The sequence below is a fragment of the Megamonas sp. genome, from assembly GCF_986095205.1.
Genome location: NZ_CFQVBI010000015.1, coordinates 13884 through 35212, shown reverse-complemented (window position 1 = coordinate 35212; position 21329 = coordinate 13884). Strand labels below are relative to the sequence as shown.

Here is a 21329-nt window from a genome sequence, read left to right as displayed (position 1 = left end):
TTCTTTCTCATAATAACTAAAAATTTATAAACCAATATTATTTACCAAATCAAATAAAGGCATAATAATAGCTATAATAAATACTCCCACAATAAAGCCCACACTTATCATCAATATCGGCTCTAATAGTTGCAAGCATATCTTTATTGTATTATCTAATTCTTTTTCCCAAAAACTAATTAAATAAGACAATATATCTTTTAACATACCTGTTTTTTCGCCAATATCTATGAATTCTTGTAAAATATTTACGCTCAACGAAACTTTAGCAAAAGCATCAGCTAATGAAAAACCTTGCTTTACTAAATTTTGCACCGTTTTTAAATTATCTTGTACTAATATATTGTGATTGCTATTTAACATAATGTTTAAAGCTTCATCTATACTGATACCACTTCCCAATAAAAAAATTAGCTGATTAACTATATTTACTAAATAAAACTTTCGCAAGAAATCACCAAATACAGGCAATTTTAATATATACTGCAAAAAAATTAATCTTAATTTATCTTTTTGCCCCACCAAAATAATAGCTATAAAAATTATCAATAAAAATGTGCATAATTTTATAAAATGAGCTTTTATATTTAAACCTATAGATAAAATAGTTGCTGTTAAATAAGGTAAATCAATATGCATACGTTGAAAAATATCTGCAAATGCTGGAATGACTAAAAAAATCATCAACATAATTACTATTGCCAGAACGCACAATAAAAAAACTGGATAAATACATATCTGCCTTAATTTTTGTTTTAATTCATATTCTTTGGCTAAAAAAATACCCGTGTCTTTCAATGCCTCTGCTAATAAACCTGTATGCTCTGCTATATTTATTGAACTTATTAAATATGCAGGTAAATTAAAATTTTTTTGCCAAATAGCAGATAAATTTTCACCTTCATTTAAGCCTATAATTGTTTTTTCTATAAAATTTTTTATATTTTTATCACGTAAATTATTCTTAACTATTTTTAAAGCCTCTATAATATCTATTCCTGACTCCAAAATAATTGACAATTGCTGGCAAAGTAAAATCACTTGTTTATTAGTAATTTTTTCATCTTTTCCTATGCTTTTTATATATTCTTTTATACTATAGATATCATTATTGTGTATAGCTATTATCAAATATTGTTCTCGCCTTAAATAATCAATCACCTCCAATTTATTATTTGCCACTAAAGAGCCCTTTATTAAATTGCCTTGTTGATAATCTCTTGCTATATAAAAAAAATTTAGTCATCATCTTAACCTATATACTTCTTTGCTATTTTTTCATCTATTAATTTAGCTTTAACTAATTTTTCTATATCATCTCGTATAAACTGCATACCATTTTGTCTATTTAATTGCATTTGCGAAATCAACTGTGATAATTGATTTTTACTGATTAAATTTTTGACTGCTGTAGTTGCCAATAAAATATCCATACAACAAACTAAATTTTCATCTATTGTCGGGATTAATTTCTGAATGATAATACTGTTTAATGAACTAGCAATCTGCATACTAATAGCTTCTATCTGTTCTTGATTAAAAAAACTTTCCATACGTATTATCGCTTCTATCACCGAAGAAGCATGTAATGTTCCTAAAACTAGATGGCCTGTTTCGGCCGCATTTAAACAAGCTTTCATCGTTTCTGTATCTCTTATTTCTCCCACCATTATCACATCTGGATCTTGTCGCATTGCCATCTTTATAGCTTCACTGAAATTTTCAAAATCTACATGGTATTCTCTTTGATGAATTAATGATTTCTTATTAGTAAATACATATTCTATAGGCTCTTCTAAAGTTATGATATGCTTAGATTTATTTTGATTTATATACTCTATCATAGAAGCTAAAGTCGTTGATTTTCCTGTTCCTGTAGCACCACAAATCAGTATTAAACCATTATCATTATGCAAAATATCTCGCAAAACTTTTTGCTGATAAAAATTCTCTATAGGCTTTACATTATCATTTATCAATCTAATAGCCATACCATAGCCTTTATAAATCATATAGATATTTATCCTAAATCTTCTATTATTAAACTCATAAGCATAATCTATCACTTTATTTTGCCTAAATAAGATTTTCTGTGTTTCATTTAATGTATTTTCTATCACTTCCCTAAAATCTTCTCTTGTAAAAAATTCATCTTCCCAAATATTTAACTTATTATTTTGGCGATAATATATATTTTTATCAGTAGTTAAATGAATATCTGACCACTTACACACTATCGCTTTTTGTAAAATTTCTAGGAACTTCATTTATTTGATATACTCCATTTAAAGTTTTCCATACTTCTTGAACTGTAGTTATTCCCTGTAAAACTTTCATCTTTCCATCATCTAATAAAGATTTAAAATCTGTTAACCTCGCCTCTCGTTTTAAATTCACATCAACATCATCTCTACTGATTAAATATCTCATTTTTTCTGTAGGTCTTAAAATCTCTTGCAGAGCTATTTGACCTAAAAAACCTGTATAATTACAATATTTACACCCCTCTCCCTTATATAAATCCATACCTAAATAAAAATCTTTTCCTAAAAAAAATGCCTCTAAAGAATTTTCACTTGGTTTATAACTAACTTTACATTTAGGGCAAATCTTTCTCACTAATCGCTGTGAGGTCATACCTAATAAAGCAATGCTAAGCATCACAGGACTGACTCCTAAATCAATTAATCTAGCTGGCACACCCAAAGCATTTTTAGTATGCAAAGTAGTTAATACTAAATGACCCGTCAATGCCGTAGTTATCGCTTGCTTAGCTACTACTTCATCTCTTATTTCTCCTATCATTACAATATCTGGGTCTTGTCTAAGTGATGCTCTCAAAGCTACAGCAAAATCCATGCCTGCTTTTTGATTTACCTGCATCTGATTTATACCTTCTAGATTTAACTCTACAGGATCTTCAATTGTAATAATATTAGTATCTAATCTATTTAAATAATTTAAACTAGCATAAAGTAAAGTAGATTTTCCAGAATTTACAGGGCCTGTTATCACAATAAGACCACTTGATGCACTTATCATATCTTTAAAATATTTTAAATTCATTTTAGAAAATCCCATTTGATTTAAATTCAACAGATTTTCTTTATTCCCCAATAGTCGCAAAACCACTTTTTCGCCAAAAAGTACAGGTATAGTAGATATCCTGATATCTATATTTTGAGCAGAAAAAATAAATTTTCCATCTTGTGGCAAACGCTTTTCTGCTATATCTAGATTGCTTATTAATTTCAAATACGATATCAAAAAATTACTAATTTTGTTTGAAGCTTTATAAATCAATATCAATTTTCCATCTATTCTATAGCGAATTTGCAAATATTTTTCCTGTGGCTCCAAATGAATATCACTAGCTTGCAGTTTATAAGCATTTTCTAACAAACAATCTATAAAATCTGCTACAGGTGATTTATTACGATAACCTTGCAATATATTATGTTTGCCCTGTAATTGCAAATTTCTCATTATTTTTAATGATAATTGCTCCAAATCCTTTTCTATTTCCATTTACTTCATCTTCGTTTCTAAAATAAAAATAGATGTACAGGCCTCATCTCAATCTCACCCATACATCTATGTTCATAGCGGTCTAAACAAACCTTTATTTATTTTTATTCAAATAATCATGTAACGTTTTCACCATAATATCTACATTTATATCTTTATCAGTCCATAAATGAAGTGCTGCTGCTCCTTGTTCAGCTAACATTCTTTCGCCATTTAATATTTTATGCCCATATTCTTTGGCTTCTTGTAAAAATTTTGTTTCAGCAGGGATATATACAATATCATAAACAAACGCAGATTTTTTTACACTTTCCCAAGCAACAGGTGGTTTACTATCGATATTGCCTTCCATTCCTAAAGGAGTAGTATTTACTAATAAATCAGCTTGAGCTAAATATTGTTTAAATTCTTCACTATGCCAATCGCACACTTTTATATCAACTAAATCATTAAAATCATTTGCTAATAATTGTGCTTTTACTGGATTTCTAACTGCTAAGATGATATTTTTTATTTCTTGTTTAATCAAGCCACAAACAACTGCTCTACAAGCTCCACCAGCTCCTAAAATCACAGCTGTTTTATCTTTTATTTCCACATTCTCCTTTAGTAATGGATTGATAAAACCAATAGCATCTGTATTATATCCATATAATTTACCATCTTTTATATGTACAGTATTTACAGCTCCTATTAATTTTGCCATCTCATCTATTTCATCTAAATACTGCATGATATTTACTTTATGCGGAATAGTTACATTAAATCCAGTAAAATTTAACGCTTTTAACCCTATTACTGCTTTTTCTAAATCCTCAGGAGCTATAGGCATAGCAATATATGCATAATCAATACCTGCTTCTTGTATAGCTGTATTTTGAATAACTGGCGATAATGAATGTTTTATAGGATAACCAATTACTCCTAAATTTTTTGTTTTTCCTGTAAATACCATAATTTCGCTTCCTTTACTTTAATTTTAGATTTTTTCTTGTAAATTAAAGTTATTACGATATTGAACGGCTTCTGCTATATGTTTATCTTCTATATATTCACTATTATCTAAATCAGCTATAGTCTGCGCCACTTTAATAATCCTATCGTAAGCTCTAGCACTCAATCTCATCTGTTCAAAAACAAGACCTAACATATCTTGTGCCTTAGCTGTTAATTTACAATATGACTTTATCATAGCATGTGACATTTGAGCATTACAAACTATTTTGGCTTGAGCAAATCTTTTTAATTGTATCTGCCTTGCTTGTTCAACGCGTTGGCGTATCTGCTCTGAAGACTCTGCTTTTTTATCTGTTACAAAGTCTTTATATTCCACTCGTGGCACTTGAATTTGTATATCAATTCTATCAAGCAGTGGCCCTGATATTTTCTTTGTATAGCGTTTTATTTCATAATCACTACAAGTACAATTGCGTGTATTATCATATTTATAACCACAAGGGCAGGGGTTCATTGAAGCCACTAATATCATTCGTGAAGGAAATTTTAAAGAAGCATTTACCCTTGTTATCATGACTTCTCCATCTTCTAATGGTTGTCTTAATGCTTCTAAACTAGCTTTACTAAATTCTGGTAATTCATCTAAAAATAAAACACCATTATGACTTAAAGTTACTTCCCCTGGTTTTGGTATAGTACCGCCACCAATGATACCAGCACTAGAAATTGTATGATGTGGACTGCGAAAAGGTCTTTTCGTTACCAATCCACTATCTCTTGATAACAATCCAGCTATACTATAAATCTTAGTTACTTCTAAAGCCTCTTGATATGTCATTTGCGGTAAAATTGTTGCTAAACGCTTGGCAAGCATTGTCTTCCCTGTTCCTGGTGCTCCCACCATCAATACATTATGACCACCTGCTGCCGCTATTTCCAAAGCTTTTTTTGCTAAAAATTGCCCTTGCACATCAGCAAAATCCTCTTTGAATTGCATATCTTGAGATAATCTCTTTTGTCTTTTTGCTGGTTTTAACTTTATCTTTCCTTGTAAAAAATCTATTAGCTCTGACAATGTAGCTATAGCATATACTTCAATACCTTCTACCAACAAAGCCTCTTGTTCATTACCTTTAGCTACAAAAAATTTTTTAAACTTAAGCTCTTTACATAAAATAGCCATAGACAAAATTCCTATTATTGTTTTTACTTGACCATCTAAAGATAATTCAGCAGCTAATAAACTATCACTACAACAATCCTTAGGTAAAAATCCATATGCTTCCAAAAGTGCTATAGCTATCGGCAAATCTAAAGATGAACCATTTTTTCGCAAATCGGCAGGAGCTAAATTTATCGTTACTTTCTTAGGCACTAAATTGACATTTGTATTTCTAATAGCAGGTCGAACTCTTTCTTTAGCTTCTTTTACTGCAACATCTGCTAGACCTACTATTTCAAATTTTGGCAATCCATTTGCTACATCAGCTTCAACTTCTATGAGTACACCATCTATACCCAATGTCGTTGCCCCATAAGTTTTTGCAAACATAAAATCACCCCATAATATTTTGGGGTGATTTATCAATATCCTTTATATGCAATTTGTTATTAATAAATTATCCCAAATAAAATTTAAACTTCACTTGGTCCTGTCCAACGTTCAAATAAATCATTATCTACATTTAAAGTATCACATATTTTACCTACCAACATATCAACTAATTCTTCAATAGTTTGTGGTCGATGATAAAAACCTGGACATGCTGGCACTATCCTTGCACCTGCATGTGATAATTTCAACATATTTTCTAAATGAATAGCATGTACAGGTGTTTCTCTTGTTACTAAAACGAGCTTACGACCTTCTTTTAAAGTTACGTCAGCTGCTCTAGTGAGTAAGTTTCCAGCAATGCCATTTGCTAAAGACCCTAAAGTCTTCATGGAACAAGGTACAATAACCATTGATTCACAAGGAAAAGAACCACTTGCTATTGCACTATCAATTCGATTTACATCATAAATTTTATGAACCATTTGTGTCAATTGAACCATAGTTAAACCACATTCATACTCTAATACTTCAAGCCCTGCTTTTGAAGCCACAAAATGTACTTCAATTCCACTATCAGCAAGGACTTGTATCAATCTATAAGCATAAATCGCACCACTTGCCCCTGATACACCAACAATAATACGTCTTTTTCGCTCAAAACCCTTTGTTTTCAAAGCTCAAACGCTCCTTTCAAATGATTAAAATTCACCTTATTATCATCATAGTGAAATACCTCTATTATATCAAATCTATAATCAAATTCTGCATTAAAATTATCATTTATATATAATTGAGCCGTTTTCATGATTTTTTGTTGTTTTTGATAATCCACAAATTCAGCAGGAAATCCAAATGCAGTATTTTTTCTAGTCTTTACTTCAACAAAAATAATCGTATTTTGCTTTCTTGCTATAATATCTATTTCACCAAATCTACTATGATAATTTCTCGCCAATATTATATAATTCTTTGCCTTTAAAAACTCTACAGCCTTATCTTCTCCCCATAAGCCCATATTTTTCATACAAATACCTTATTTCTGCATCACCATTGATTTTATTGGCTCAAATGATTTTCGATGAATTTCACATGGTCCATACTTTCTTAAAGCTTCTAAATGTTCACTTGTTCCATACCCTTTATTTTTAGCAAAACCATATTGTGGATAAATCTTATCAAATTCATTCATCATTCTATCTCTTTCCACTTTAGCAACAATAGAAGCTGCTGCAATCGAAGCAGATTTTGCATCACCTTTAATTATTGATTGATGATAGATATCCAAACTTTCTAAAGGCATAGCGTCAATTAACACTGCATCAGGTTTAGGATTTAATCCATAAATGGCCTCATACATACCATTCATTGCAGCTTGATAAATATTTACTCTATCTATAGTTTTTTCATCGATAATCGCTCTATTTACAGCTATCGCATTTTCCATGATGATATCATAAATTTTTTCACGTGTTGCCTCTGATAATTTCTTGGAATCATTTATTTTCTCAATAAAAAAATTCTCTGGCAAAATAACACTAGCTACTACTACAGGTCCTGCGAGTGGTCCTCTACCCACTTCATCTACGCCAGCTATTAATTTATAACCATTAGCTCTACATTCATTTTCAAAAGTATATAAATTAGCCACTCGCTGACGTTCTTTCATTTCTCGTTGATAACTTTTATATATACTTTGTACACCTTTACGGGCATCATTTTTTATCGCTGTCAATAATTCGTCATTACACTCTTTAACCATTAAATCTTTTATCTGTTTTATAGACAATTTTCCAATATTCATATGCTCACCTACTCAAATAAAAATTATATTTATTTTAAAATTATATCATAACGGATTTAACTATAATTTATTATAAAAAATATTTATAGATTACAAGAATTGTCTGAATTAAATAATTTTCAGATTTTGATATACAAATAAACAAATTTTATGCTATAATAGTCTTGAAATTTAAATTTTGTCTATGGAGGTTTTTTTAATGCCATTAGTAACAACAAAAGAAATGTTTAAAAAAGCGTATGAAGGCCATTATGCTATTGGTGCATTCAACGTAAATAATATGGAAATCGTTCAGGGTATCACTGAAGCTGCTAAAGAATTAAACGCTCCTTTAATTCTTCAGTGCTCCGCTGGTGCTAGAAAATATGCTAAACATCAATACCTTGTACATCTTGTACAGGCTGCTATTGAAGACACTGGTCTTCCAATCGCTTTACACCTCGACCATGGTGCAGATTTCGAAACTTGCAAATCTTGTATTGATGGCGGTTTCACTTCCGTTATGTTCGACGGTTCCCACTACAGCTTCAAAGAAAATATTGAAAAAACAAAAGAAGTTGTTGAATATGCTCACGCTCATGGCGTAGTAGTAGAAGCAGAACTTGGTCAGTTAGCTGGTATTGAAGATGATGTTAAAGTAGCTGCTCATGAAGCTCATTACACTGATCCTAACGAAGTTGAAGAATTCGTTAAAGAAACAGGTGTTGACTCCTTAGCTATCGCTATCGGAACTAGCCACGGTGCTTACAAATTCACTCCTGACCAATGCACAAGAAATGAACAAGGCATTTTAGTACCACCTCCACTTCGTTTCGACATTCTTGAAGAAGTTGCTAAACGTCTTCCTAACTTCCCAATCGTTTTACATGGTGCTTCTTCCGTTCCTCAAGATTTCGTTAAAATTATCAACGAAAATGGCGGTCATATGCCAGATGCTGTTGGTGTTCCTGAAGACCAACTTCGTAAAGCTGCTTCCATGGCTGTTTGCAAAATCAACATTGACTCCGACCTTCGTCTTGCAATGACTGCAGGTATTCGTAAACACTTCAACGATCATCCTGATCATTTTGACCCACGTCAATATGTTGCTGACGGTAGAACTAACATCAAAGCAATCGTTTCTCACAAAATTAAAGAAGTTCTTGGTTGCGACGGTAAAGCTTAATTTTAAATTAAATTTCGCTTAATAAATAGCAACAAATATAAAAGCTCTCTTTACAGAAAAACTACTGTATAGTAAACTATTTTTGTAAAGAGAGCGTTTTTTATTATTAGGAGGTAAAAAATTGAGCACAATTCATGAAATGGTTCTTGTTATTGACTTTGGCGGTCAATATAACCAATTAATTGCACGTCGTGTTAGAGAATGCGGTGTTTACTGTGAAATTGTTCCTTATGATTATACAGTAGAAAAAATTAAAGCTAAAAATCCACAAGCTATTATTTTCACTGGTGGTCCTAGCAGTGTTTACGCTGACAATACACCACAGGCTGATCCAAAAATCTTTGAACTTGGTATCCCTGTACTTGGTATTTGCTATGGTCATCAGTTCACAGCTCATAATCTCGGTGGTAGCGTAGCTCATGCTGAAGCTGGCGAATATGGTAAAATGGACATCACTCTTGATACTACTAGCGTTTTATTCGATGGTATCAATGCTGATGAAATTTGCTGGATGAGCCATCGCGACTATGTAGAAAAAGTTCCAGAAGGTTTCAAAGCTATTGCTCATACTAAGCATACTCCTGTTGCTGCTATGTGCGATGACAGTCGTAAATTATATGGTGTACAATTCCACCCAGAAGTTGAACATACTCCATTTGGTCAGCAGATGATGAAAAACTTCTTATTCAAAATCTGTGGCTTAAAAGGCGATTGGACTATGAGTTCTTTTGCTCAAAGCAAAATTGCAGAAATCAAACAAATCGTTGGCGACAAAAAAGTATTATGCGCTTTAAGTGGCGGTGTTGATTCTTCTGTTGCTGCTGTTTTAGTTCACAAAGCTGTAGGCAAACAATTAACTTGCGTATTCGTTGACCACGGTTTACTCCGTAAAGACGAAGGCGATCAAGTAGAAACTATCTTCCGTAAACAATTCGATATGAATCTTATCCGTGTTGATGCTAAAGACCGTTTCTTAGGTAAATTAGCTGGCGTTTCTGATCCTGAAAGAAAACGTAAAATCATCGGTGAAGAATTCATTCGTGTATTTGAAGCTGAAGCTAATAAACTCGGCAAAATTGATTTCCTTGTTCAAGGTACAATCTATCCAGATATTGTTGAAAGTGGTACAAAAACTTCTGCAACAATTAAGAGCCATCATAACGTTGGCGGTCTTCCTGAAGATATTCAATTCGATCTGATCGAACCACTTCGCGAACTCTTTAAAGATGAAGTTCGTGCAGTAGGTGAAGAGCTTGGCATTCCTCATGACCTCGTATGGCGTCAACCATTCCCAGGTCCTGGTCTTGCTATCCGCGTTCTTGGCGAAGTAACTGAAGAAAAACTCGCTGTTGTTCGTGAAGCAGATGCTATCTTCCGTGAAGAAGTAGCTAAAGCTGGTCTTTCCGAAAAAATTTGGCAGTATTTCGCTTGTCTTCCAAACATCCGTTCTGTAGGTGTTATGGGTGATAGCCGTACTTATTGCCACACTGTAGCACTTCGTGCTGTTACAAGTAGCGATGCTATGACTTCTGAATGGGCAAGAATTCCATATGAAGTATTAGATACAGTTTCTCGTAGAATTGTAAACGAAGTACCTGGTGTAAACAGAATAGTTTATGATATAACTTCTAAACCACCAGCTACAATTGAATGGGAATAATATACAAAAAGAGCTAACTCCTTATAAATAAAGGGCTTAGCTCTTTTCTTTTTTGTAAAGCGTACTAAAAACGTACTAATATATTTATTATTGTCATTTTCCCCTTAAATATTGTTATATAATTCATCAATTTTTTCAGCTAATTCATTTTGCTTATTTGGATATAAATGAGAATATGTTTTCAATGTTGTTTGTATGTCCTCATGACCTAACCTTTCAGCTATCATTAAAGGGCTAAAACCTTGCTCAATCAAAAAAGATGCGTGCGAATGTCTTAAATCATGTATTCTAATTAGTTTAACATTTGACTTATTAGCATACTTTTTCATTTTCCTTTTTAAATAGAACGGATTTACTTCAAACAATAATTCATTCTTTAAAATCATATTCTTTTCTATATGATTTTTCACTATGCCCATTAAGAACTTTGGCATATTTATAACTCTATTACTCTTTTCAGTTTTTGGACTGCTGATATAAGCTTGTCCATCTACATATACTAAATTTCTTCTTATAGACAAAAGATTATTGTCAAAATCAAAATCGCAAGGGCGAAGGGCTAGCAGCTCACCTCGTCTTATTCCAGTCCAAAATAAGATGCTAAATATTGTATATACCTGTTCATCATCAACCGATGATATAAATTTTTTAAACTCATCTAATGTCCAAAACTCTATTTCTTTAGATTTTTTACTGCCCATCGCTTCACATTGCTGTACTGGATTTTTACTAAGATTGTAATATCTTATTGCATAATTGAATATACATGACAACTGTGTGTTAATATATCTTAAGTATTGGTTTGAATATTGATTCGTGTTTATTATTTTTAGTTGCCACTGACGAATATGTGCAGGCGTAATTTTATTTATACTGATATCTTTAAAATAGCTTATGATGAACTTGTTTATTGTGAAATTTTTTGTGCTATATGTCGAAGTTTTTAACTTTGTTTTACAATCATTCAAATATATAGATACTAAAGAAGCAAAGCTCATATCACAAGTTCCCGCCATGCGTTCCAAAAATTCACGCTCAAAGGCTTGGGCGTCTCGTTTAGTGGTAAAGCCTTCTTTCTTCTTTTTCTTGCGTGTACCAGTCCAATCGGTATAATAAAAAGTCGTGAACCATGTTCCACGTTGTTCGTTTTTGTAAACAGGCATAAAAAAATCATTCCTTTCAAGCTAAAAAATCGTATACTTAATAAGCCTACCATTTACCAGCTTTAAAAAGAATGATATAATTTAGTTGCTAGTTAAAAGATATCATTCTAGTTAATAGCTAGAACGGTAAGAAGTAGCCTCTTGTTATGTTGGTAGCATAGCGAGGGGCTATTTTTATTTAATTTTGTATATTTAAATTTGGTGATACCCCAAAACAGGGTATCATCTACACTAAAAAGGGTAAACTTAATAAACTGCCAATACTTTATCAAATCATGACAAAATATGAGCCGTTTTAAGCCGTTTTCTTTTATTAGTACTTATGATTGTACCTGTGGTTATATTATGACCTTCACAGTATGAATACCATAATCAATAATTCAAAATATCGCCCCATTTACGTTTACTCAACGCACTTCTGCGTTCAGCTAATAAGCAAAGGCTTTCTAAGCACTTTTTTAAGTCGAATTATATTATGACCTTCATAGTGTAATACCATAACCAATAATTCAAACTCAAAATATCGCCCCAATATCTTTATTGGTGGCGGTTTTTTTATTTAACTGACCAGGTATTCATAAAATTAAATACATATTTTAATAATCAATTGCCCGAGCAAAGCAATCAATTATTTGATACATAAATAGGTACTTGCCCGATGTATCTATTTATTATTTTTATTGTAAAAATATTTTTCTCTATAGGCCCGTTTAATTGGCAAAACATCTACAAGGTTAAAATCTAAACGTGGTGTTAAATTACGTCTACGTTCAACATATTCTTTAGATGTTATTTGACCATTTTCAAATATTTCGTTTAATTTATCATAGAGAGCAATTGTTTCATTATCAAAGACTTTATCAAATAATAGATAGCCTTCGTTTATTGCTGATTGTGTTTTCATATCATTAATAATTGATATTAACTCATTCTTATTTATAGCAAATTCAAATTTATCTTCAGATGATAAGTTAGCAAAAACAATATTTGTATCATTAATTTTAATAGCTTTATAATCTATACCTAGTTTTTTATTAACTAATACTAATAAATCGTTAATAGTTTTCTTTAGTCGCTCATCTTCATCTGCTGGCGTTCGTCCTACTAAATCATCTAACGATACATTAAGCAAATCAGCAATTTTAATTAACATGTCAATCTTAGGTTCACTAGAACCAACTTCATAATTATTATAGGTACTATATGAGTCAATCCCTAACTTACGACTAAATTCAGCTTTAGTCATTCCGCTTTTTAAGCGATATGACTTCAAAATATCCTTAAATTCCATATATTTCACCTCTCTAATAATATAATATTCTTTTTTTTAGCAAAAATCAATATAAAAATTTCTTGACTTTAGAAAAATATAAGCATATATTATTTATATAAAGAAAAACATAAAAAATAATTTTCTTAAATAACGTAAATAAAGGTGGGAGATATATGATAATTGACCGTAAAAAATTTGATTTAGCAATGGCTAAAAAATGTATAAATCTTAAAGAATTAAAAGATTTAGCACATATTAGCAACAGTACAATTACAAAAGTTTTAGCAGGTAAGATACCATTACAGCCTAAAACATTAGGTAAAATCGCAAAGGCTTTAGATGTTGAACCAGCAGATTTATTAAAAGATGAGGAATAACCGCCAAAAGGCAAAGAAAGGAAGATATATAATGATTAACAACAATTTAGTAGAGATAAAAAATAATACTATAGTAGTTAGTAGTGTACAACTTGCAGAGCATTTTGACAAACGTCATTGTGATGTTTTACGTTTAACCAACGCACTTCTGCGTTCGTTCAATAGTGGCAGGCTTTCCAAGCACTTTTTTAAATCAAATTATACTGATAATAAAGGTGAAAGACGTCCAATGTATCTAATGGATAGGGACGGATTTAGTCTGCTTGTCATGAGTTTTAAGGGTGAAAAAGCTTTAAAGTGGAAGTTAGATTTTATTGACGCCTTCAATGCTATGGAGCAAGAGATTCAGCATAAAGAATATCAAGCATCATTAGCTAAAAGTAGTGAAAATGAACTATTAAGAAAGAAAGTAGAACAATTAAAAAAAGATAAATTTGATATTAGTATTCAAGTTGATCTTGCGATAAGAGAAAGAAGAAATTTAGAAACTGAATTGGAAATACAAGAAAAAGTTATAAATAATATTAAAAAAGCTTATATCGAAAAATTTGAGAAAGATAAAAACAATATTACTAATACAGAAATGGATGAATGGAACAAAATGAGATTAGCACAGTTAGAGGTTTATATAAAATCTGTGATTGAAGCCGTTAAAATTAGAGGTTCAATCGGAATGAAAGATATTCAAAGAATTAATAAATTTGTTGATGATTTAATCTAATATATTTTAATCACTAACCTTAAAATTAAGGGGAGCTAATGGCGATAGGCTTTCTAAGCCTGCGGAATAATAATTTGTGAAAATAGAGAAAAGAGATAACTTACATGATAAAAATATTAATCTATGATACTGATAAAAAGATTGTAGCATTTGCACAAGAAGATAATGCATTAAACGCAAAAGAATTTTTTAACGAATTATATAAGTTTACAAACGAAAATAAATTAAAACTTATCAAATTAGCATTTAGTGAAGTGCTAAAAATCCTAAAGTAGAGGTTAATGCCAATGACAAATCTATCACAAGATGAAATTGAGTTGATTTTACTTTATCGTAGGCTTACCAATTTCGAGAAAGTTTGCACTAAACAAAATATAAAAAGGTATATCGCTTATAACATGAAAATACCCGCCAAAAATATTCAGATTGACGCTGACAGGCTGTTTATTAAATTTTAGGAGGAATTTATGTATGGATAATCTAATAACGCTTAAAATCAAAGCTACGAGTTTTGACAGGCTCATAAATGAAGTAAAGAGCTTAAAAGATATGTATTTAGACTTTAGTAATAATACAGATAACATTATAACTGGATCATCTTTTCATATTGTGGCCAAAGACTTAGAAACTTTAATAGCTAAATATGAATATAAAAAAAGCCCCTCGCACTAAGACAAGGAGCATACAAAATTTAAAAGCAAATAAATTTTATCATGAAAGGACTGAATTGAAAATATGGAAACTGTAAAAAGTCGATTTATAACCGCCAAAGAGATTGCCGAAGATTGCAATATATCTATATCAAAAGCTTATGAACTTATTAGAGAAATGAATAAAGAAGTAGAAGCAATGGGCAAAATCACACTAAAAGGCAAGATAAACCGCCATTTTTATGAGAAAAAAATAAATCCTACTGATATTGAGGATATTAAATAATGAAATAAGCCCCTTATTGGGGCTTTAATTTTAATGAAAGTGGGTGATGATGTTTATATGACTAATTATAACAATATTCCTAAAGAAATGAAAGAATTTAATAATTGGGTTTTATATAAAATACAATCTAAAAAGGATAGTAAAGGGAATATTAAAAATACTAAAATACCATATCAGCCTATTAATAAAATGGCAAAAGTAAATGATTGCAATACCTGGTCATCATTTTCTACTGTGAGAGATAAAGCAGAAAATGAAGCCAATCGATATGACGGTATAGGGTTTGTATTTACTAATAGTACTATTATGGGTATAGATATAGACCATTGTGTAATTGATAATAAGTTATCAGATATCGCCACAGATATATTAAAAACTGTTAATTCATATGCAGAATATAGCCCTTCTGGTGAAGGAATTCATATTTATATTAATGGGGATATTAATCTGCATAATGGTTTTAAATTACCTAGATTGGGATTAGAAATTTATGATAAAGATAGATATTTTACTGTTACAGGTAATGTTATTAAAGGATATGAGAAATTATCTAGCGATGTTACAGGTGTTGAAAAAATTTATAGTAAATATTTTGATGCTAAGCTAAATTCTCAACAAAAAGAAATTATACATCATCAATTTGTGGAGATTGATGATAATAAATTATTAGATAAAATTTGTAGTAGTAAACAAGCTGAAGCTTTTAAAAATTTATATTATGAGGGAATAGCTTCAGATAATAGTTCTGCTGATTTATCATTATGTAATATGTTAGCTTTTTGGACTTGTAAGAATTTTGCTCAAATGGATAGACTTTTTAGAAATTCAGCTTTATATCGTAAGAAATGGGACGAAATTCATTATAATAATGGTGAAACGTATGGAATGCATACATTAAATAAAGCTATAAAAAATTGTCCAAATATTTATGATCCTAATAATCCAGCAAATGATTTTGAAGTTCTTGCTGATGAACTGATATCTATTGAAGATTTACAATATCCATTTACGACAAAAAAGGGGAAACCACTAACTAATATATGGCAAAATACAAATTATTTATTGAATCGACTAGGCTATGAAATTAAATACAATATTCTAAGAAAAAATATTGAAGTATTTGAACGTGGAATATTAAAAAAAATGGCATTTGATAATATAGTTACTTATCTTTTGAGTTTGTGTAATCAATGTCATTTGACTATATCAAGTAATATGTTAGCTCAGCATCTAGCTTATATTGCTGAAGAACATAAATATAGTCCTGTTCGTGAATATTTAAAGAAATGTAAAAACAAATGGGATAAAAAAAGCAGAATTAAAGATTTATTTAATTGCCTAGAATTAGAAACAAATCAAGATAATGAATTTTGTTATATATTATTTAAAAAATGGCTCTTATCGTGTGCTGTAATGGCTTTTAATGAAGGAGATAAATCAGCCCATGGTATTTTGATTCTTTGTGGCGGTCAAGGAATAGGAAAAACAAGATTTTTATATGATATATTACCTGATGAAGGCAAAGATTGGGGTGCTGATGGTTTAGCTCTAAATCCTACAAATAAAGATGATGTCTTGCGAATTGCTATGTATTGGATTGTAGAATTAGGCGAAATAAATGACACTATAAAATCTGAACGATTAGAAAGGTTAAAAGCATTTATTACCGCCAAAAAAGACATTTTGCGAAAGCCATATGCTCGTGGCACTGATGAAATGGCACGTACAACAGCACTTTATGGTACAGTAAACACTAAAGAATTTTTGCGAGATAGTACAGGTGAGCGTAGATATTGGGTTATTAGCGTTGAAAATATTCACAGTGAGAGAATAAAAAATATCGATATCGACCAACTTTGGGGAGAAGTAGCACATTTAGCACTAGAAGAAAAAGCACCTTATTGGCTCACTAAAGATGAAACTATAAAGATTAATATCCAAAATGAACATTATAAAAATTTAACTGAAGCTGAAAGAACGATTATTGATTGTCTTGATTGGGGTGCTGAATTAAATAAATGGAAGCTAATTACGGCTACAGAATTATGTTTTGCTATCCAACAAGAATATAATACTCGTCAATGCAGTAATAGACAGTTAGCAAAAGCTATTAGAAGCTTAAAAAAATCATCTATTTTGGGTGATAGTGCTAAATACATTAAATTACCAACTAATCATCATGTTAAAAATTATTATTTACCGCCAGTAAAAAAAGTAAATAATAATGAATTTGATGTTGTTGATATGCAAGATGATGAGGAAGATATTTTCAGTTAACGTCCTATATGGGCGTTGGAGGTCGTTTATGTAAAATTAAATGACGCTTAGAAAAATAAGGCTTTAGGACATTGGGACGTTATATACTTATATATGTAATATGATATTTATATAGTATATAGTAGTATATAAGAGAGAAGTGTATATATATATATAATGTTATGACGACTTAACGTCCTAACGACCCAAAGCTGAAAACCCTTGATATTAAAGGAATTTTAAAGATAAAGTATAAAAAAATTTAATGTACTAAACGCCCAATGGGACGCTTGAACAGCTTTTTTTATTATTTGTGAGTATAATAACAGCAAAAAGTTTGAAAAAGAAGGAAATACAATGGCTAATAAATTTCATCAACAAACATATTTAGGACGCTTCAGAAAAAATTACAAAAGAAATTCGGCAAAATATGCTAAAGCACAATTAGAGTTAGAGGAGTGGTTAAATAGTCGTCCTTTGTTTATGCTTAATAGAAAAACGCGTCGTAGATATGACAAATAACTTATAAAATATAGGCATTGGCTCGCTATATATGGCGGTGCTAGTGCCTTTTTATTATAGATTTTATAGAATAGTTCGAGGGTATGCTCAAAATTATGCAACCCCATTTCTTTGACAAGATGCTTAATATCATGTAACTTGTTTATAAAAAAGTTGCAATCAAAACAAAGGTTGCAAAAAGGTTACAACTAAAACCATTGAAAATAAGACGTTTTTTATAATTTGATAGCCTAGAAAAACCTAGAATAATGAACATATAAACAGGCTTATTGGTGGTCAAAGAATGATACTAAAACCATACTAAAAACCAGTTGAAACAAAACGAAAAAGGTTCAAAAAAAGGTACTGAAACAAAACAACCTAAAACGAATATAAAACCGCCATAAGTCTTGATAGTAAAGGCTTTATACGTATTGGAAAAGGTTCAAAAATCATATAAAAATGTCCAGAAAAAATGTCCAAAACAAAACGAAAAATGCACCCCAAAAGTGCACCCTAAACAAAACGAAAATTGAACCTTTTTTCAACTAAAATCTGACCTTTCGGACTCCCTAAAAAGGTATATAAAAAAATCTGCTGGCGCTTCATCAGCGTGAGTCTATTTAGATATTACAAAAGCCAAAGATGATGACTATTTCTGTGAAATAAAAAAAGCTGCTGCAGTCATTTAAAACTACATCAGCTTTTAAGATAATGAGATTATTTATAGTATATATCGTATCATTTTAACTTTGGTATCAATCAATGAAAAATTTAAATTAATGGCAGATAATATTACTATGTTAATTGATGATGCACATATTTTACCAGCTAATTTTTTATAGAATCTTAATAACTACTGTGATTACTAACTTTATAGATTTATAACCAATATTTGCTCTTTGCTGGTAAATCTTTTTAAAGTCTTGCAATATTAATAGTTTATAACTATAATGTAATTAATGAAGCCTAATATTACTAGGGATAAATATCAACAGATGCTGTACGAATACTATACCCCGAAACACTTGGCCAATATACAGGAAAACAGATAAATATCAACAGATGCTGTACGAATACAATATGAAGCAAGCTTTTTGTATTCCCCACTGTAATCGATAAATATCAACAGATGCTGTACGAATACTAAATCTAGTTGTAGCTATGTAAATAAAATAAAATCGATAAATATCAACAGATGCTGTACGAATACATTAAATCTTGTATTTTTTCTCTTTCTTCCCAAATTCGATAAATATCAACAGATGCTGTACGAATACTGAAAATAACATCTTTTTATCATTCCATTTTTAGAGATAAATATCAACAGGTGCTGTACGAATACTCAATATCAGCGTCTTTTACTGGTTCAAATGGAGAGGATAAATATCAACAGGTGCTGTACGAATACTTATTCCTCCCACAAATTAATAATTGTATTTTTATTGATAAATATCAACAGATACTGTATAAAGAAAATTGAATATGTATTATTTGAAGTATGGCGGTTATTAATAAAAATACCGCCATATTTTGATATATAACTATTAGTCAAAACTAATTGACATCTTGTTATATATTTATATATGGCGGTTAAAATTAACGTACTGAAAACGTACTATAAAAATAAATAAACAAACAAATTTAAGTTAATTTATATAAAATATCCTATATAATGCAGGCAAAAAACCAATAAAAAATACTAGAAAAAATATATTGCATTGAATGGGAATAAGATAAAAAATATAGCTAAGTCCTTATTTGAGGACTTAGCTTTTTTTATTTATCATATTATATTTATTAACAATAAAAAATAAAGACATTCTAAAGCAATCTTTCTAAAATAGATCACTATGTGTGCCTGTTCTAGAAAGTACTAAAGTCAATATATCTTTAGCTATGCGATATATTAATAACCAATCAGGCAAAATATGACATTCTCTAAAATCTTGATAAATTCCAGTTAAAGAATGATCTTTATATTTGGCAGGTAAAGTTTTTTCTTCAGCTAATATTTCAATAACTTTTTGTAGCTTTGATAAATCATAGTTACGCTTTTTTATTGTCTTTATATCTTTCTTAAATTTAGAGTGATATTTTATTTTAAGCATCTAAATCGTCCATTAAATCTCTTACATTATCAAAAGTTCTACTTAAATTTTTGCCTGCTTTTACTTCATCAAGAACTTGCTTTGTTTCATTATTAGGATTTAATGTTAAAGCAAAAGGAATGCCATTATTTCTAACAACAGCATTTAAAAACATATTTACAGCTGTAGAAGTATTTAATCCCAATAAAGATAAAATTGCTTCAGATTGTTTTTTCAAATCTTTATTAACTCTTATATTTAACGTTGTAGTTTCAGACATATATATCACACCTCTCAATATTATTATATATAAATTTGACAAAAAAATATATAATAAAGACAAAAATTGACAAAATTCATAGATTTTTAATCATATATTTATAAATATTCTTTAAAATAAAATTTACCAACCTAAAATTTATAAAATCCTCATAAAGCTTGATTTTATTGACCTACTCAAATCTAATATATTATCTATCATTTACTGGTAAAAATTATAAAAGTCTTGCAATATCAATAGTTTATAACTATAATGTAATTAATAAATCCTAATAACATTAGGGATAAATATCAACAGGTGCTGTACGAATACTCATTATAAGATGTCCCCTTTATCTAAATTGTGTGATAAATATCAACAGATGCTGTACGAATACTTCTGTTTTCTTATTGCTAAATAAGTTTCCGTATCGATAAATATCAACAGATGCTGTATTAAAAAAAGTCCTCTTTTCTAATAAAGAGGACTTTTATTTATTCCAAATTAATTAATTTTTCTTTTCAATACTCACCTTTATAGGTTATAATTATATACATTATGCTTAGAAAGGTTTTTATCATTATGAAAAATTTCTTTATTGAGTTTAAAAAATTTGCTTTTAAAGGTAATATGCTTGATTTAGCAGTTGGTATGATTATTGGTACTGCTTTTACAGGGCTTGTAAATTCCATTGTAAAAAATTTAATCATGCCTATAATCAGTATTTTTACTGGCGGTATTGATTTTAATAATATGTATCTGCCACTTAGTAAGGCGACTTTTATACTCGCTGAAAAAGGTGCTGACCTTGAAACAGCAAAAAAAGCTGGTGCAGTTTTTGCTTATGGTGCCTTTTTAACAGATTTTCTCCAATTTTTAATTTTGGCTTTCGTAGTCTTTTGTTTAATTAGACAGCTAAACAAATTAATTCCTATTCCTAAAGAACCGCCAAAAACAAAAATCTGCCCATTTTGTAAATCTGAAATTCCTCATGAAGCCACTAAATGCGCTCATTGTACCTCTGACTTACCAACAACTTAAAAATATACAAAAAGAAAGCATAGTCTAATCAAAACGATTAAACTAT

Annotated in this window: 22 protein-coding genes and 1 CRISPR repeat array; of the genes, 10 read left to right on the top strand and 12 right to left on the bottom strand. The window is 30.2% G+C overall.

The features are described 5' to 3' along the window. Positions 1–24: 24 nt before the first annotated feature. The 8 genes from AC5LAX_RS02425 to rnhB all read right to left on the bottom strand — a co-directional run bounded on the left by AC5LAX_RS02425 (position 25) and on the right by rnhB (position 7841). Complete coding sequence (locus AC5LAX_RS02425; RefSeq protein WP_288908863.1) at positions 25–1182, bottom strand: type II secretion system F family protein; 1158 nt, start codon at positions 1180–1182, stop codon at positions 25–27. Positions 1183–1250: 68 nt separating this feature from the next. Continuing rightward, positions 1251–2267, bottom strand: a complete 1017-nt coding sequence (locus tag AC5LAX_RS02420; RefSeq protein WP_193525586.1) for a type IV pilus twitching motility protein PilT — start codon at positions 2265–2267, stop codon at positions 1251–1253. Beyond that, positions 2227–3528, bottom strand: coding sequence for a GspE/PulE family protein (locus tag AC5LAX_RS02415; RefSeq protein WP_117584929.1), 1302 nt, complete (start codon positions 3526–3528; stop codon positions 2227–2229). Before AC5LAX_RS02415 ends, AC5LAX_RS02420 begins: the two co-directional genes overlap by 41 nt. A gap of 94 nt (positions 3529–3622) precedes the next feature. Next, the gene (locus AC5LAX_RS02410; RefSeq protein WP_288908862.1) at positions 3623–4483 is read right to left on the bottom strand and encodes a shikimate dehydrogenase; all 861 of its coding nucleotides are present in this window, start codon (positions 4481–4483) and stop codon (positions 3623–3625) included. A gap of 24 nt (positions 4484–4507) precedes the next feature. Beyond that, positions 4508–6037: a YifB family Mg chelatase-like AAA ATPase gene (locus tag AC5LAX_RS02405; RefSeq protein WP_117463485.1), complete on the bottom strand. Its 1530-nt coding sequence runs from the start codon at positions 6035–6037 to the stop codon at positions 4508–4510. An 83-nt stretch (positions 6038–6120) separates the two neighbouring features. Continuing rightward, complete coding sequence (locus tag AC5LAX_RS02400; protein ID WP_018999129.1) at positions 6121–6714, bottom strand: UbiX family flavin prenyltransferase; 594 nt, start codon at positions 6712–6714, stop codon at positions 6121–6123. Then, complete coding sequence (locus AC5LAX_RS02395) at positions 6711–7064, bottom strand: YraN family protein (protein ID WP_288908861.1); 354 nt, start codon at positions 7062–7064, stop codon at positions 6711–6713. Before AC5LAX_RS02395 ends, AC5LAX_RS02400 begins: the two co-directional genes overlap by 4 nt. A gap of 9 nt (positions 7065–7073) precedes the next feature. Next, positions 7074–7841 (bottom strand): ribonuclease HII, encoded by a 768-nt coding sequence (rnhB, locus tag AC5LAX_RS02390; RefSeq protein WP_117976361.1) that lies wholly within the window; start codon positions 7839–7841, stop codon positions 7074–7076. A 199-nt stretch (positions 7842–8040) separates the two neighbouring features. On the opposite strand from rnhB, the gene fba reads away from it, so the two are divergent. Both fba and guaA read left to right on the top strand, forming a co-directional pair. Next, entirely contained in the window at positions 8041–9006 is a 966-nt protein-coding gene (gene fba / locus AC5LAX_RS02385; protein WP_008538557.1) for a class II fructose-1,6-bisphosphate aldolase, read from the top strand. A gap of 139 nt (positions 9007–9145) precedes the next feature. Further along, positions 9146–10666, top strand: coding sequence for a glutamine-hydrolyzing GMP synthase (gene guaA / locus AC5LAX_RS02380; RefSeq protein ID WP_033405513.1), 1521 nt, complete (start codon positions 9146–9148; stop codon positions 10664–10666). Between the two features lie 104 nt (positions 10667–10770). Here guaA and AC5LAX_RS02375 read toward each other — a convergent pair whose 3' ends face one another. After that, a complete protein-coding gene (locus AC5LAX_RS02375; RefSeq protein WP_288908860.1) occupies positions 10771–11829 on the bottom strand; it encodes a site-specific integrase in 1059 nt (352 codons plus the stop codon). Positions 11830–12493: 664 nt separating this feature from the next. Continuing rightward, positions 12494–13102 carry a helix-turn-helix domain-containing protein gene (locus tag AC5LAX_RS02370; protein WP_493263626.1) on the bottom strand — a complete coding sequence of 203 codons (609 nt, stop codon included), beginning with the start codon at positions 13100–13102 and terminating at the stop codon, positions 12494–12496. A gap of 173 nt (positions 13103–13275) precedes the next feature. On the opposite strand from AC5LAX_RS02370, the gene AC5LAX_RS02365 reads away from it, so the two are divergent. From AC5LAX_RS02365 to AC5LAX_RS02335, 7 genes are all read left to right on the top strand, one after another. After that, positions 13276–13479, top strand: coding sequence for a helix-turn-helix domain-containing protein (locus AC5LAX_RS02365; protein WP_288908858.1), 204 nt, complete (start codon positions 13276–13278; stop codon positions 13477–13479). 31 nt (positions 13480–13510) lie between these two features. After that, positions 13511–14200, top strand: a complete 690-nt coding sequence (locus AC5LAX_RS02360; RefSeq protein ID WP_288908857.1) for a Rha family transcriptional regulator — start codon at positions 13511–13513, stop codon at positions 14198–14200. A gap of 104 nt (positions 14201–14304) precedes the next feature. Beyond that, positions 14305–14475, top strand: a complete 171-nt coding sequence (locus AC5LAX_RS02355) for a hypothetical protein (RefSeq protein WP_270381622.1) — start codon at positions 14305–14307, stop codon at positions 14473–14475. Between the two features lie 196 nt (positions 14476–14671). Next, on the top strand, positions 14672–14872 hold the full coding sequence (locus tag AC5LAX_RS02350; RefSeq protein ID WP_288908856.1) for a hypothetical protein: 201 nt from the start codon (positions 14672–14674) through the stop codon (positions 14870–14872). A 63-nt stretch (positions 14873–14935) separates the two neighbouring features. Further along, positions 14936–15136 carry a DNA-binding protein gene (locus AC5LAX_RS02345; protein WP_118035770.1) on the top strand — a complete coding sequence of 67 codons (201 nt, stop codon included), beginning with the start codon at positions 14936–14938 and terminating at the stop codon, positions 15134–15136. A 33-nt stretch (positions 15137–15169) separates the two neighbouring features. Then, complete coding sequence (locus AC5LAX_RS02340) at positions 15170–17413, top strand: phage NrS-1 polymerase family protein (protein WP_288908855.1); 2244 nt, start codon at positions 15170–15172, stop codon at positions 17411–17413. A gap of 336 nt (positions 17414–17749) precedes the next feature. Continuing rightward, positions 17750–17914, top strand: coding sequence for a hypothetical protein (locus tag AC5LAX_RS02335; protein ID WP_181972812.1), 165 nt, complete (start codon positions 17750–17752; stop codon positions 17912–17914). Between the two features lie 962 nt (positions 17915–18876). Next, a CRISPR array of direct repeats spans positions 18877–19370; the repeat unit is 30 nt; unit sequence GATAAATATCAACAGATGCTGTACGAATAC. Positions 19371–19731: 361 nt separating this feature from the next. On the opposite strand, the gene AC5LAX_RS02330 is transcribed toward AC5LAX_RS02335, so the two are convergent. Next, positions 19732–20004, bottom strand: coding sequence for a type II toxin-antitoxin system RelE/ParE family toxin (locus AC5LAX_RS02330; RefSeq protein WP_117584923.1), 273 nt, complete (start codon positions 20002–20004; stop codon positions 19732–19734). Continuing rightward, complete coding sequence (locus AC5LAX_RS02325) at positions 19997–20263, bottom strand: type II toxin-antitoxin system RelB/DinJ family antitoxin (RefSeq protein WP_115151144.1); 267 nt, start codon at positions 20261–20263, stop codon at positions 19997–19999. Before AC5LAX_RS02325 ends, AC5LAX_RS02330 begins: the two co-directional genes overlap by 8 nt. A 537-nt stretch (positions 20264–20800) precedes the next feature. Here AC5LAX_RS02325 and mscL point away from each other — a divergent pair. Then, entirely contained in the window at positions 20801–21283 is a 483-nt protein-coding gene (mscL, locus tag AC5LAX_RS02320; protein WP_493263625.1) for a large conductance mechanosensitive channel protein MscL, read from the top strand. Positions 21284–21329: the final 46 nt, after the last annotated feature.

Bases quoted from the DNA above. Each gene is read 5' to 3' on its own strand.
- rnhB (WP_117976361.1), bottom strand. From the start codon at position 7,841: ATGAATATTGGAAAATTGTCTATAAAACAGATAAAAGATTTAATGGTT.
- AC5LAX_RS02420 (WP_193525586.1), bottom strand. From the start codon at position 2,267: ATGAAGTTCCTAGAAATTTTACAAAAAGCGATAGTGTGTAAGTGGTCA.
- AC5LAX_RS02395 (WP_288908861.1), bottom strand. From the start codon at position 7,064: ATGAAAAATATGGGCTTATGGGGAGAAGATAAGGCTGTAGAGTTTTTA.
- AC5LAX_RS02375 (WP_288908860.1), bottom strand. From the start codon at position 11,829: ATGCCTGTTTACAAAAACGAACAACGTGGAACATGGTTCACGACTTTT.
- AC5LAX_RS02355 (WP_270381622.1), top strand. From the start codon at position 14,305: ATGATAAAAATATTAATCTATGATACTGATAAAAAGATTGTAGCATTT.
- AC5LAX_RS02345 (WP_118035770.1), top strand. From the start codon at position 14,936: ATGGAAACTGTAAAAAGTCGATTTATAACCGCCAAAGAGATTGCCGAA.
- AC5LAX_RS02330 (WP_117584923.1), bottom strand. From the start codon at position 20,004: ATGCTTAAAATAAAATATCACTCTAAATTTAAGAAAGATATAAAGACA.
- mscL (WP_493263625.1), top strand. From the start codon at position 20,801: ATGCTTAGAAAGGTTTTTATCATTATGAAAAATTTCTTTATTGAGTTT.
- fba (WP_008538557.1), top strand. From the start codon at position 8,041: ATGCCATTAGTAACAACAAAAGAAATGTTTAAAAAAGCGTATGAAGGC.
- AC5LAX_RS02405 (WP_117463485.1), bottom strand. From the start codon at position 6,037: ATGTTTGCAAAAACTTATGGGGCAACGACATTGGGTATAGATGGTGTA.
- AC5LAX_RS02360 (WP_288908857.1), top strand. From the start codon at position 13,511: ATGATTAACAACAATTTAGTAGAGATAAAAAATAATACTATAGTAGTT.
- AC5LAX_RS02365 (WP_288908858.1), top strand. From the start codon at position 13,276: ATGATAATTGACCGTAAAAAATTTGATTTAGCAATGGCTAAAAAATGT.
- AC5LAX_RS02350 (WP_288908856.1), top strand. From the start codon at position 14,672: ATGGATAATCTAATAACGCTTAAAATCAAAGCTACGAGTTTTGACAGG.
- AC5LAX_RS02415 (WP_117584929.1), bottom strand. From the start codon at position 3,528: ATGGAAATAGAAAAGGATTTGGAGCAATTATCATTAAAAATAATGAGA.
- AC5LAX_RS02340 (WP_288908855.1), top strand. From the start codon at position 15,170: ATGAAAGTGGGTGATGATGTTTATATGACTAATTATAACAATATTCCT.
- AC5LAX_RS02410 (WP_288908862.1), bottom strand. From the start codon at position 4,483: ATGGTATTTACAGGAAAAACAAAAAATTTAGGAGTAATTGGTTATCCT.
- AC5LAX_RS02325 (WP_115151144.1), bottom strand. From the start codon at position 20,263: ATGTCTGAAACTACAACGTTAAATATAAGAGTTAATAAAGATTTGAAA.
- guaA (WP_033405513.1), top strand. From the start codon at position 9,146: ATGGTTCTTGTTATTGACTTTGGCGGTCAATATAACCAATTAATTGCA.
- AC5LAX_RS02335 (WP_181972812.1), top strand. From the start codon at position 17,750: ATGGCTAATAAATTTCATCAACAAACATATTTAGGACGCTTCAGAAAA.